General features: G+C 37.5%; 10 protein-coding genes. 5 read left to right on the forward strand and 5 right to left on the reverse strand.

The genetic code is table 11. The features are described 5' to 3' along the window. The first annotated feature begins 2 nt into the window (after window positions 1–2). The 5 genes from pyrC to AC1M86_RS01735 all read left to right on the forward strand — a co-directional run bounded on the left by pyrC (window position 3) and on the right by AC1M86_RS01735 (window position 5,678). A complete protein-coding gene (gene pyrC, locus AC1M86_RS01715; RefSeq protein ID WP_035266516.1) occupies window positions 3–1,037 on the forward strand; it encodes a dihydroorotase in 1,035 nt (344 codons plus the stop codon). Continuing rightward, entirely contained in the window at window positions 1,022–1,678 is a 657-nt protein-coding gene (gene rnt, locus AC1M86_RS01720) for a ribonuclease T (protein WP_035266446.1), read from the forward strand. The genes pyrC and rnt overlap by 16 nt, the downstream gene beginning before the upstream one ends. A 215-nt stretch (window positions 1,679–1,893) precedes the next feature. Then, window positions 1,894–4,401, forward strand: a complete 2,508-nt coding sequence (locus tag AC1M86_RS01725; RefSeq protein WP_481607102.1) for a TonB-dependent receptor — start codon at window positions 1,894–1,896, stop codon at window positions 4,399–4,401. Between the two features lie 152 nt (window positions 4,402–4,553). After that, window positions 4,554–5,495: a hypothetical protein gene (locus tag AC1M86_RS01730; RefSeq protein ID WP_035266435.1), complete on the forward strand. Its 942-nt coding sequence runs from the start codon at window positions 4,554–4,556 to the stop codon at window positions 5,493–5,495. A 33-nt stretch (window positions 5,496–5,528) separates the two neighbouring features. After that, on the forward strand, window positions 5,529–5,678 hold the full coding sequence (locus tag AC1M86_RS01735; protein WP_171076764.1) for a hypothetical protein: 150 nt from the start codon (window positions 5,529–5,531) through the stop codon (window positions 5,676–5,678). Between the two features lie 82 nt (window positions 5,679–5,760). Here the strand turns inward: AC1M86_RS01735 and serC are convergent, their stop codons facing one another. From serC to AC1M86_RS01760, 5 genes are all read right to left on the reverse strand, one after another. Then, window positions 5,761–6,843 carry a 3-phosphoserine/phosphohydroxythreonine transaminase gene (serC, locus tag AC1M86_RS01740; RefSeq protein WP_092765978.1) on the reverse strand — a complete coding sequence of 361 codons (1,083 nt, stop codon included), beginning with the start codon at window positions 6,841–6,843 and terminating at the stop codon, window positions 5,761–5,763. Between the two features lie 633 nt (window positions 6,844–7,476). Further along, window positions 7,477–10,452, reverse strand: a complete 2,976-nt coding sequence (gene gyrA / locus AC1M86_RS01745; RefSeq protein WP_092765977.1) for a DNA gyrase subunit A — start codon at window positions 10,450–10,452, stop codon at window positions 7,477–7,479. 304 nt (window positions 10,453–10,756) lie between these two features. After that, entirely contained in the window at window positions 10,757–11,365 is a 609-nt protein-coding gene (locus tag AC1M86_RS01750; protein ID WP_035266431.1) for a hypothetical protein, read from the reverse strand. A gap of 231 nt (window positions 11,366–11,596) precedes the next feature. Next, window positions 11,597–12,529, reverse strand: coding sequence for an FAD-binding protein (locus AC1M86_RS01755; protein WP_092765976.1), 933 nt, complete (start codon window positions 12,527–12,529; stop codon window positions 11,597–11,599). An 18-nt stretch (window positions 12,530–12,547) separates the two neighbouring features. Then, window positions 12,548–13,300 carry an electron transfer flavoprotein subunit beta/FixA family protein gene (locus AC1M86_RS01760; protein WP_035266425.1) on the reverse strand — a complete coding sequence of 251 codons (753 nt, stop codon included), beginning with the start codon at window positions 13,298–13,300 and terminating at the stop codon, window positions 12,548–12,550. Window positions 13,301–13,713 lie beyond the last annotated feature (413 nt).

Raw genomic sequence — 13,713 nt, forward strand, 5'->3', positions numbered from 1 at the left:
CCTTGAATACGATCACTTTAATCCAGCCAGATGATTGGCACGCTCATTTAAGAGATGGTTTAGCACTTCAACGTACTGTTCCTGATTTGGCGAAGCAATTTCATCGCGCAATCTGTATGCCAAATACAGTTCCACCTGTAAAAACTGTGGAAGAGGCACATGCCTATCGTGAAAGAATCATGGCGCATGTTCCTGAAAATGTAAAATTCGATCCTCGTATGGTGCTCTACTTTACGGATCATACTTCTCCTGAAGAAGTACAAAAAATTAAAAACTCTCCATATGTAAATGCAATTAAGCTTTACCCTGCTGGAGCAACCACAAATTCTGATAATGGCGTTAGTGATATACGTAAAGTGTATAGCGTCATTGAACAACTGGAAGAACATCAGGTTCCTCTCTTACTCCACGGCGAAGTAACACATCATCATGTTGATATTTTCGATCGTGAAAAACGTTTCTTAGATGAAGTTTTAGCACCGCTGCTTAAACAATTTCCAAAATTGAAATTAGTTTTAGAACATATCACCACAAGCGAAGCTGCACATTTTGTACTTGAGCAAGATCGCAATGTGGCAGCGACGATTACACCACAACATTTGTTATTCAATCGCAATGACATGTTGGTTGGTGGTGTTAAACCGCATTTCTATTGTTTGCCAATTTTAAAACGCCAGACACATCAGCAAACTTTGTTAGAAGTCGCAACAAGTGGCAACCCTAAATTTTTCTTAGGTACTGACAGCGCTCCGCATTCTAAAAATGCGAAAGAAAATGCCTGTGGATGTGCGGGATGCTATAGCGCTCCAACTGCAATTGAATTGTATGCTCAAGCATTCGATCAGGTAGGTAAAATTGAACGTCTTGAAGGTTTCGCTTCATTCTTTGGTGCGGATTTCTATGGTTTACCTCGTAATACTGAAACCATTACATTGATCAAAGAAGATCAAGTGATTCCTGAAAGCCTTGAATATTTAGATGGCGAACAGATCATTCCTCTTTATGCAGGTAAAACAATTCAATGGAGAAAAGTGTGACCACTGAAACATTACCTGTCATCGGTCAACGCTTCCGCGGGTTCCTACCCGTGGTTGTTGACGTGGAAACAGCTGGTTTTAATGCAGATACTGATGCATTGCTCGAAATAGCATGTATTCCAATCATTTACGACGAGTCTGGAAAGTTTGTACCTGGTCAAGCGCATCATGCACACATCAATCCATTTGAAGGTGCAAATTTAGATCGTCGCTCACTCGACTTCATTGGCATTGATCCTTTTAATCCAATGCGTGTAGCGATGGCAGAAGATGAAAAGTCTGCACTTAAACGTATGTTTAAAGCAATTAATGAGGTACGCAAACAACAACAATGCACACATGCTGTGCTAGTTGGACACAATGCTCATTTTGATCTTGGTTTTTTAAAAGCGGCAATTGCACGTACTGGAACTAAGAATCAAAATCCATTTCATAGTTTCTCGGTTTTTGATACGGTGACTTTGAGTGCTGTGATGTTCGGACAAACTGTTTTGGCTAAATCATGTATTCAAGCTGGCATCGAGTTTGATGGTAAAGAAGCCCACTCTGCTTTGTATGACACACAGAAAACAGCTGAATTATTCTGCTATATTTTAAATAAATTAGCGCCCCATTTACTTGAAACACTCGTTTCAGAGTAAAAATCTTTAAATACCCCAATATTTTAGAAATCTTGATCATCCTGTGGATTGATCTTAATTGAAAAGTATTGGGGCTTTTTGTTCCAATTTTTAACTATCGCTTTTTTATATTATGTTAATCGTAATATAGTATTGATAATTATTATCATTAATATTGTGAAATAAGTATTATTAAATGATAATCGCTATCGTTTTTATTCTCTCAATGTTAAATCATGTCATTTGTACGCTCAAAATTAAATTTAGCCATTCTTACGATTCTCTCAACTACAGTTTGTGCAAATGAAACAGAAATAAATTCAACAGCTAATGATGATTCAATCAAACTCAATACAATTGTAACGAATGCAACTGAGCAACAAGAAGTTGGAAAAAACCTTTATACGAAGGATGACTTAGACAAGACACCCAATAGTTCTAAGAACATTACTGATTTTTTAAAAGTAAATCCTAATGTGCAATTTGGTAATAATTTTAAAAGTGGCTTACAACAAGGTGAACTTAGCCCAGCCGAAATTAGCATCAATGGCGGTTTACCCTATGAAAATAAATTTCTAATCAATGGGATGAGCATCAACAATAATATTAACCCTGTGGGTGCAACAACATCGAACTCAAATAATGAACTACTCGGCTCTAGTCAAGCTGTTGCAGTCAATGCAGACCTGATTTGTAATATTAAACTGCTTGATAGCAATGTGAGCGCTGAATATGGTGAATTTACTGGCGGTGTAGTGAGTGCAGAAACCTGCGCACCAAAAACTGAGATAGGCAAAATTCACGGTAATATTACCTATGATTATACATCTGATTCTTGGTCTAAAATCAACTTTCCTAATCCAGAAAGCCAACAGGAATTTGAAACCTCCAACAGTGAAAAAAATCAACCTTTCTTTACTAAACAAGGAGTCAGTGCAACACTGTATGGTAATCTCACAGACCAATTAGGTTTCAATGCTTTTGGCTCTTTTCGACATTCCTTAATTCCATTAAAAACGAATTTTATTGAGCCAGCAGAATTAGACCAAACACGTGCTGCGAGCAATTATGGTGTCGAACTCTTCTATACACCTTCAGATAAAACCTCATTAAAAATAGGAACTCAGCTATTTGAAAATAAAGGTGAGTACTTCAATGCTACATTTTTAAACTCAGAAAACACGCAAATATCTGATAGTCAAAGTATTTATATCAATTTAAAAAATAAATTAAATGCTGTTCGGTTAGAACAACAACTTAATTATCAAACACAAAAAAACTCGCGAAAGGCAGAGCAGGATGCGTATGTGTGGGCTCGATCTTCAACAAAGAATTGGAATCCTAATTTAAGTACGCAATCTTATGGAAACTATGGTTCATTATCACAAGAAGAAAAAAAACTCGAATACTCAATCAAAGCCCTATTTGAACCAATAAACTTTGCGAACTCATCACACCAATTCAAAATGGGTGCAGGTTATGGTCATTATGAAGCGTATTGGGAAAGACCTGAAGTTTCTAATAATTATTACACAACTACTATCTCTTCCAAAAATATTGAAAACTTAAACTGTTACGCTTCTGATGGTCGTCGTTATGATGCTTGTGACGAAGGCAATTCAATTGACGGGCAATATTTAACGCAACGATTTAAATATGATGCAGGACAAATCAATGTACGCCAAGATCGTTGGCATGCATATCTCGAAGATTCAATTTATGTTAATCCATTTATTCAATCTAGTTTAGGCTTACGAGCTGATTATGATTCACTGACTCAAAACACCAATATTGCACCTCGTAGTTCATTTGTTTTGAAGCCATTTGGCAATGATCAATTATTTATCACGGCTGGTTGGAATCGCTATTATGGTTTAAACGCATTCGCCAACGAATTACAAGCTCAACGAGGTCGATTACAGACAAAATTTAAGAGAAATAGTCTTTCTGAAGATTGGGAACTCGACCCGACGTTTATGCCATCCTTCAAATCAAGGTCAGAGCTGGATACGCCGTTTTCAGATGAATCTGTATTTGCTTTTAACACCAATATTTGGAACATCAATACTGGTTTAAAATATGTTCAGCGAGAGAACAAAGACCAATTACGCCAGCAGCAAGGTAATAAGTCTTATAACAACTCAGGAAAATCTGAAGCTGAAATATTAACTTTCTCTTTAAAAAATATTAAACGACTTGTATTTAAAAATTCTGTGCATTATTTAAGCCTAAATGCCGATATGACAGATACAAATCGTAATTTTGATAGCTATGAAAGCAACTACTACACAGGTACATCACAAATTTATTATGATGGCAAACTGATTAATGCTGAAGATAAACCCACTGATAATTTCAATACTCCATGGACAGTTAGACTAGATTGGAATATTGGTTTTAATAATATTCCTTTAAATATTAATCATTATCTTAGCTATCGTGCAGGGACACCAGGTATGAAAAAAACCCTGAGTACCAGTAAAACTGAATTCGTCTATGAACTCGATGGTATGAAATATGACACTTACACTGCATACAAAACGAAAAATGCTTTGAATTGGGATATGCGTACTACCTACACAATACCGAGTTCAAAGAATACGCAAACTATTTTTGGTTTAACCATTAATAATGTACTTAACCGTAAAAATGAGTATTTTTCTTCCAATACATCCTCAGTGACACCAACACCAAGTCCTGAAATCGGTCGTCAATTCATTGCAGATGTTACATTTAAGTTCTAACTCATGATTCCCATAGAGCACTTAGGTGCTCTTTTTCATTTATGCCACGTTAAACTTTTGGATTGCATAAAGAAAAAACAATTCAAGACTTGAAAAATATCAATTATCCTCGATATTACATAAAGTAATTCACTCAATCTTAGAATGAGCATATGAACAATCAAAACAAACCTGAAATTATTACGATAGAAGATCAAAGCTTTGGTAGCCATGTAGAACATTGGGCGCTGTTAACTGATGATCCGACTGTTCAGGTTCCAAAATGGTTGAGTGAAGCACTAAATGCACCTGTCATGCCGATGGGGATTTGTGCTGAAGAACAAGATATGGATCCGAATGTTTGGCTAATTCAAGGACCTAAACAACAACCTATCCAATTGGTTCAAGTCATTGCTGTAGAAGACAATAAACCTAAAGCAGTCAAAACAGCCTTCCCTACTTTTGATAGTCCTTATACGTTGAACGCGACGATTGAACGCATCATTACATGTAAGTCCAACACGCAAGCAGTGTTACAATTAAAAGTTAGTGATAATAGTGTGGTTTATGCTTTTGATAGCTTATACAGTGTTAACCAAATTCAATACCAAAAAAATCAATCTTATAAAGTCCAATTAAATGCGTGGGCTTATGAGCTAGAAAAAGTTGCTGATCAAGAACAAATTGTTGTGGATGATCCAGCTTCAATTAAACACCATCGTGCTTTAAATGAAATTTTGAGTGAACACAATGGTGTAGCGCCAGATAATTTACAGCAGCTGATTGATGCTTGGGAACCTAAATCAGATGCCGATAAAGAACCTGTAACGGTCGATTTTTCGAAAATGGTGGCTTACTTGTACGGTGAAACCATGGGTCAGGAAGATGAGGCCTGGTTCCAAGGAAAAGTGGTTGGCAAGACCCAAATGCAGTTCAACGATCAATTTTATCAACTTTATGATGTAACACTTATTTTGGAAGAAAACCAACCTGCTACACTTATTCGTATCGCGACTAAGGATGAGAATTATAAAAATTTCGAAATTGGTCAATATATTCGTGGAAATATATGGATTCAGGCGAATATTTATGCTAAAAATACATCAAATAAATAGGATTTAACTATAAAGTAATATTTAGGCTCCTAGATGAAAATTATACCGGAACAATCAACAGGCTTAATGGAACAAGCACGCCCTCGTATTCGTGTAGACAAGGGTGCTTACTGTTTCTTTTTCTTAGGTGTTTTCCTCGCTGCTTTTATTTTCCACTTTACCAATCTTATTCCAGCATTTTAATAAATTAGCGTTGATTACTTTCATCTACGTTTTAGACACATAAAAAAGCCTGTCATATGACAGGCTTTTTTACGAACTGATTTTAAGCGTTACGCTTCGCAAAATCATCCATAAATTTCACAAGAGCTTGTACACCTTCAAGTGGCACTGCATTGTAAATACTCGCACGCATACCACCTACTGAACGATGTCCTGCAAGATTTAATAAATTATTTTCCTCTGCTTCTTTCAGGAATTGCTTTTCAAGTTCAGGCTTCGCCAATGTAAATGGCACATTCATAATTGAACGATATTCTTTCGCAATTGGATTTGCATAGAAGTCACTTGAATCAATATAACCATACAATAATTCAGCTTTTTGCTGGTTCACTTGATGAATTGCCTCTACACCACCCTGTTCAAGCAACCATTCAAATACTAAGCCTGATAAATACCAAGCATAAGTAGAAGGTGTATTCACCATAGAATCGTTCTTCGCTTGCGCTGAATACTTCAAGATGCTCGGAATTTCTTCTTTTGCTTGATCTAATAAATCATCGCGAATGATTACCAATGTTAAACCAGCAGGACCGATATTTTTTTGCGCACCCGCGTAAATAAGACCGAATTTTGAAACATCAATTGGTGCCGACAAAATACTAGAAGATAAATCTGCAACCAGTGGTTTATCCGTAGTTGGGATATTTTTAAATTGAATACCACCAATCGTTTCGTTATCTGCATAATGAACATAGGCAGCATCAGCAGATAAATTCCATGTACTTTGATCAGAAATTGCAAGATTACCATCTGCATCTTTAATACCAGCTTCGATCACGTTAATTTCGCCATAACGTTTTGCTTCTTTTAAAGCTTTTTCAGACCAAATGCCAGTATGGATATAATCTGCTTTGTTATTTTTCCCTAATAGATTCAATGGAATCGCAGAGAATTGTAGAGAAGCACCACCCTGTAAGAAAAGCACTTTGTAGTTCTCAGGAATATTCATCAACTTGCGTAAGTCTGCTTCTGCTTTTTCAGCAACAGCGACGTAGTCTGCACTACGATGACTCATTTCCATGATTGATAGGCCCTTACCCTGCCAATCAAGCATCTCAGCTTGAGCTTTTTCTAATACAGCAGTAGGTAATGCAGCAGGACCAGCACAGAAGTTGTACGCGCGCATGATTTTTCCTTTCAGAGTGAAACACAATAAAATGATGGCATTTAACCACAGATAACCATAGCTTGCAGTATATTCAACTTAAATAATTTCAATCTTGTTTTCACACTAAAGCTATTTTTTCAATAAGCTCTACATTTATCAGAGATTTATGTTTACTATATTTTGAGAGACACCGTAGTTAGTAAGTTTAAATCGCTCACTACAACAGCTCTCAATCTGACAAAATTTATTATGACTATTTCGTTGTATTGTCTTTCATTTCATGCGAACAATTAAAACATCTCACCATACCATTCATAGCTGACTCTTTTAAAATGACTGTGTAATAAAAATCCATCTTTTATATCTTGATCTACAATTTCAACAACCATTTCATTATTTTTATCTCGAACTGCATCATAAAGCGCATCAGTATTTACAGCTGAATGTTTTGTTTATGAACAATATTCCTCAGATTCCCCTCTCTCCTTCATTCAGCTGAAATGAAAGGGTTTACTACATGCTGTTATAAACAGTGCTATTACAATCAGCAAGCTATAATTAAATTTAAGTTTCATTTTTAATTAAAATTCTTTTTTAGACTATTGTTAATTAAAAAAGGACGCTTCAGCGTCCTTTTTTAATTCCTACAAATTATTCATCTGTAGATTTTTCATCGCTATCAGTCGTATCAATTTCTTGAGTATCTACTGATTCATTAGATTCAATTGAAGCCTCTTCACCTTCAACTGATTCTATAAAATCATCTTCCTCAACAGCTTCAATCGCTTCAACACCAACCAATGTCTCGTTTTCACCTAAGCGGATTAAACGTACACCTTGTGCATTACGACCCGTCTGAGCAATTTCAGATGCACGAGTACGTACTAGCGTACCACCATCAGAAATCAGCATGACTTCTTTACTGACATCGATCGCTACGGCACCAACCAGCTCACCATTACGATCAGATGTCTTGATCGCAATGACGCCTTTACCACCACGTTTCTTGGTCGGGAAGTCATCCACTGGCGTACGCTTACCGTAACCATTAGCTGAAGCACATAGCACTTCACCTGTTGCCGGGACAACAACTAATGAAACAATACGGCTTAAGAAATTAGAATCCGTATCTTCATCTTCTGAATCTACATCATTGTCTTCAATTTCTTCCGCTTGAGCCAATCCAATGGTGACACGCATACCACGTACACCTTTCGCAGAACGACCCATTGCACGTACATCAGTTTCTGCAAATCGAATCGCTTTACCTTCATTCGAGAACAACATAATTTGTTGTTCACCGTCAGTAATCGCAACACCAATTAAACGGTCATCTCCAGCTAACTCGATTGCACGTAAACCATTTGAACGTACATTAGAGAACTGCTCAAGTTCAACTCGCTTGATCGTACCGTATTCAGTTGCCATAAAGACATAGAAGTTTTTACGTAAGTTTTCTGCAAGCTCAGCAAATTCAACTACTACTTCATCATCAAGATCTGTAGTTGATAATTCAACTCCTAACTCTTTCAGATGTGTACGCAATTCGTCCGATAGATCGTCACCATCTGCTAGATCAGCAAATGATTTTTCTAATGCATCATAGTGTGCAGCAATGATTTCGTTTTGCTGTAATTGAGCTTGATGAGATTTAACAAACTGACGGAAATCGGCTAGACGTTCTTTAAATTTCTTCGGTGCATCAATCACTGGCAGAATAGCAGTAATTGTCTCATTTTCATCTAATGGCAATAAGTTCACCATAGGACGACCTTTTGCACCACGAGAAGCTTGAGGCACTTCAAAAACTTTTAAGCGATAGACTTTGCCAACATTGGTAAAGCATAAAACTGTTGCATGGTTAGATGTCACAATCAAATGTTGAATGTAATCATCTTCTTTCATAGACGTTGCTGATTTACCACGCCCACCACGACGTTGCGCAGCATAATCAGAAAGTGGCTGTGTTTTCGCATAGCCTGATTGAGAAACGGTTAAAACAACTTGTTCTTCTGGAATTAAATCCTCACGAGAGAAATCTACACGAGATTCTACAATCGCAGTACGACGCTCATCACCGTATTGCTGAAGAATAAGTGCAAGCTCTTCACGAATCACGTTCATCAACAATTCAAAATCATTAAGAATTGCTGTCAACTCCGCAATTTGTGCCAAAATTTCAGAATATTCTGCATGCAGCTTATCTTGTTCTAAACCAGTTAAACGATGCAAACGTAATTCTAAAATTGCACCCACTTGAGTCGGCGAGAGACGATAAATATTGCCAGATAATCCAAACGGTTTATTAGGATCTTCACCCTCAATCTCATCTGGGCGAACAGAAACTGAACCTGCTTTTTCCAATAAAGCAACTACACCACCTGCAGACCATTCCCCTGCTTGCAAACGTTCACGTGCTTCTTGCGGATTCGCAGAGGTTTTAATGGTTTCGATGATGGCATCAATATTTGCTAAAGCAACCGTTAAACCTTCCAAGATATGACCACGTTCACGCGCTTTACGTAATTCGAACATCGTACGACGTGTTACAACTTCTTGACGATGGCGAATGAAAGCAGCAATGATGTCTTTTAAATTCATCAGCTTTGGCTGGCCATTATCCAAGCAAACCATATTAATACTGAATGAATTTTGAAGCTGAGTATTTTGGAATAAATTATTAACAATTACTTCAGCGTTTTCGCCACGCTTTAAGTCAATTGCAATACGCATCCCTTCTTTATCAGATTCGTCGCGTAACTCTGAAATACCTTCGAGCTTCTTCTCTTTCACAAGTTCAGCAATACGTTCAATCGTTTTTGCTTTGTTCACTTGATATGGAATTTCAGTGAATACAATCGTCGTACGACCTGTTTTTTGGTCTTCTTCTAAATGATACTTACCACGAATAAATAAACGACCTTTACCAGTACGGTAAGCATCAACAATACCCGATTTACCGTAGATGATGCCGCCTGTAGGAAAGTCTGGACCCGAAATATGTTCCATCAATCCTTCAATACTGATATTCGGATTATTGGCATAGGCTAAGCACGCATTGACCACTTCAGTCATATTATGCGGCGCCATATTGGTTGCCATACCTACAGCAATACCCGTGACACCATTAATGAGTAAATTTGGCACACGAGTTGGCATAACTTGTGGGATACGCTCTGAACCGTCGTAGTTATCTTCCCACTCTACTGTATCTTTTTCTAAATCAGCTAACAGTTCATGCGTTAATTTACGCATACGCACTTCGGTATAACGCATCGCTGCTGCACTGTCACCATCAACAGAGCCGAAGTTACCCTGACCATCAACCAACTGATAACGTAAACTGAAATCTTGTGCCATACGAACGATTGTTTCGTATACAGCAGAGTCACCATGAGGGTGGTATTTACCGATTACATCACCAACGACACGCGCTGATTTTTTGTAAGCTTTGTTATAATCATTTCCAAGCTCATGCATCGCATAAAGAACACGGCGATGAACTGGCTTTAAACCATCTCTAACGTCTGGTAGTGCACGAGAGACAATGACACTCATAGCATAGTCGAGATATGAGCTCTTCAGTTCATCCTCAATGGCAATCGGTCGAATTTCCGATACGCTCATGCATACTCCTTATTACAAACAGCTTGAAGAAACTGCTCGATTTATATAATCAATCTTGCAAAAAATTAGCCCAAAATCTATGGAGCTAAATTCTAAAACTCAGCCGAAAATTATAGCACAAATCCGTATTTTTGTCCCTAAATTTTATGGATGATCTGTTTAATTTTATTCATAAAAATGACTAAATTTTCAACACAAAATTCTTAAACAGTATTGCCCTAAAATGAATGATAAAAATCACTTTTTTGCTACTTATACATAAAAAAGATCCTCGTAAGGATCTTTATAAATACATGAATATTCTTCAATGATGAAGTTCGCGCTTGTCCGCTTTCATTAAACTAAAAGAAATTGCAAATAAGCTTAAAATCAACGGAAACTCATACAGCTCTTCGAGTAAGCTTTCATTACTATTTTCTGTGAGCAGGAGCATCCCTATAAAGCGATGATGCTCTATCGCATCAGAAACAACGAGCCCAATCACAGCCAAAACCAAGGCCCAAACTGGGATAATAGCTGTCTTAAACTTGTTCACAATCTCTGTGCGTAATTTTTGGTTCAATAGTGGAAAAACCACAGACCCAATCAATACAATTGAGATACCTCGAAAATAGATTTTTGGGACATCAGGGAAATAATCTCGCCCCCAACTGGTACTACGACCAAACAATAAAACCCACCAGCAAACAGCCCAAAGCCAAAACTCCTTCTTACCTTCTCTAAGCTGTAAAGGCTTTATGTAAAAATAGCTAATAACTGCAAAGGACAACAATAAAAGAGCCTGTAAATTTTCAATCAGACGCACGTCTTCCATACCAAACACATTGAAATGGACTTGATTAAATAATGGAAAAATTAAACATGAGACCGCGATTAGAACAAGCGGTAATGTTATTCGGGTGTCGACCAGCAAAACACAAACTCCCTCATTAATACATTGAAAGTATGAATGAGCTTAAAAAATGATGGCGAATCATATCACAATTACAAAAAACATATAAAACGGTAAATTCTGATCCCTTGATGAGAATAATCTATAATTTTGTTTTATGAGATTTTTTTATGATTAAATATAAAAATGCCCTGACCAAGTAAAATGAAATGAATCATTACTCGATCAGAGCATTCGTACAGCAATGCTGAATTAGATTTTAGAAACTAATTCTGGAACCACTGTATTTAAGTCACCTACTAACCAGTAGTCAGCTACTGCATTAATTGGAGCTTCTTCATCTTTGTTGATCGCAACGATCACCTTAGAATCTTTCATACCTGCCAAGTGCTGAATCGCACCAGAGATACCTACAGCAATATAAAGGTCTGGCGCAACGATTTTACCCGTTTGACCAACTTGCATATCGTTTGGAACGAAACCAGCATCTACTGCTGCACGAGATGCACCTTGAGCTGCACCAAGCTTATCAGCTAATGGATCAAGTACTTTATGGTAGTTCTCACCAGAACCTACACCACGTCCACCAGATACAACAATGCGAGCTGCTGTTAATTCTGGACGTTCTGATTTTACGATTTCTTCAGATACGAACTTAGAAATACCCGCATCACCAGTAGAAGTTGCAGCTTCAACCGCAGCAGATCCACCTTCAGCAGCAACTGCATCAAACGCTGTACCACGAACTGTACCAACAACAACTGATTCACCAGACTCTACAGTTGCAATCGCGTTACCAGCATAGATTGGACGCTTGAAAGTTTTAGGACCATCAACTGCAATAATGTCAGTAATCATACTTACATCAAGAAGTGCTGCAGCACGTGGAAGTACGTTTTTGCCCGTCGTTGTAGACGCCGCAAGAATGTGTGAATAACCTGTACCAATTGAAGCAACAAGCTTCGCTACATTTTCAGCCAATTGGTTTGCATATGCAGCATCGTCAGCTAAAAGAACTTTGCTTACACCAGCAACTTTAGCAGCTTCATCAGCAACTGCTTGAGCGCCTGAACCAGCAACTAATACAGTGATATCACCACCGATTTTTTGAGCCGCAGCTACAACGTTTAAAGTTGCACCGTTAAGTGCTTTGTTGTCGTGCTCAGCGATTACTAAAATACTCATGATTTTTATCCTTCTGTATTAGATCACTTTCGCTTCATTTTTTAGTTTTTCAACAAGCTCATCAACAGACTTCACTTGAACACCAGCTTTACGTTCAGCAGGCGCTTCAACTTTAACAGTCTTAAGCTTAGTTGCAGGATTAACACCAAAATCTGCAGGAGATTTAGTATCAAGCGGTTTCTTACGTGCTTTCATGATGTTTGGTAGAGCAGCATAACGTGGCTCATTCAAACGTAAGTCAGTCGTAATGATCGCTGGAAGTGCTAGTTCAACAGTTTGTAAACCACCGTCGATTTCACGAGTCACTTGTACTTTATCGCCTTCAACTTTAACTTCTGAAGCAAATGTACCTTGACCAGCACCAAGTAATGCACCAAGCATCTGACCAACTTGGTTAGAGTCGTCATCAATTGCTTGTTTACCAAGAAGGATAAGTTGTGGCTGTTCAGCGTCTACAACGCCTTTAAGAATCTTCGCAACTTCTAAAGCACCAAGTTGGCTATCATCAGCTTCAACTAGGATACCGCGGTCTGCACCAAGCGCCATTGCAGAACGGATTTGTTCTTGCGCTTCTTTAGGACCAATAGAAACAACAACGATTTCTGAAACAGTTCCTTTTTCTTTTAAGCGAACCGCTTCTTCCACTGCGATTTCACAGAATGGGTTAATTGACATTTTAACGTTAGTAAGGTCAACCCCACTATTGTCCGGCTTTACGCGAACTTTAACGTTGGCATCAACCACACGTTTTACAGCAACAAGAGCCTTCATGTAATCCTCGGCTGTTTTAACAGAAGTAAATATTCAGAAAAGTTATAATAACTCTTCATTTAAAATTTTTAGGTGTCCTATCTTGCAATGTGTTTGGCATTTCGGTCAAGTCACAATTCACAAAACTGCTGTAAAAAAGCGTAATTTTCGTTGAACGGAGCGTTCACAAAATTATTTTGTTAATAAATTTGTCAGCTTTTCAATATTTTTGTAAAAAATTAAACTTTGATTTTTAATATTTTTTTAATTTATTAACTACATCAGTTGAATTGATGCTGTAGACTCTTATTTTACGTTGAAAAGCGTTGGCGTGAGTCACCAAATTTGAGGTAAAAAATGTCATAACAGACAGCAAAAATTACAATAACAGCTATTCTTTTTGAGTATAATTTAACCAAAGTTAATTCTATTTG

Source organism: Acinetobacter sp. ANC_7654 (genome assembly GCF_056779855.1).

Bases quoted from the DNA above. Each gene is read 5' to 3' on its own strand.
- rnt (WP_035266446.1), top strand. From the start codon at position 1,022: ATGGAGAAAAGTGTGACCACTGAAACATTACCTGTCATCGGTCAACGC.
- AC1M86_RS01725 (WP_481607102.1), top strand. From the start codon at position 1,894: ATGTCATTTGTACGCTCAAAATTAAATTTAGCCATTCTTACGATTCTC.
- AC1M86_RS01730 (WP_035266435.1), top strand. From the start codon at position 4,554: ATGAACAATCAAAACAAACCTGAAATTATTACGATAGAAGATCAAAGC.
- AC1M86_RS01735 (WP_171076764.1), top strand. From the start codon at position 5,529: ATGAAAATTATACCGGAACAATCAACAGGCTTAATGGAACAAGCACGC.
- serC (WP_092765978.1), bottom strand. From the start codon at position 6,843: ATGCGCGCGTACAACTTCTGTGCTGGTCCTGCTGCATTACCTACTGCT.
- gyrA (WP_092765977.1), bottom strand. From the start codon at position 10,452: ATGAGCGTATCGGAAATTCGACCGATTGCCATTGAGGATGAACTGAAG.
- AC1M86_RS01755 (WP_092765976.1), bottom strand. From the start codon at position 12,529: ATGAGTATTTTAGTAATCGCTGAGCACGACAACAAAGCACTTAACGGT.
- AC1M86_RS01760 (WP_035266425.1), bottom strand. From the start codon at position 13,300: ATGAAGGCTCTTGTTGCTGTAAAACGTGTGGTTGATGCCAACGTTAAA.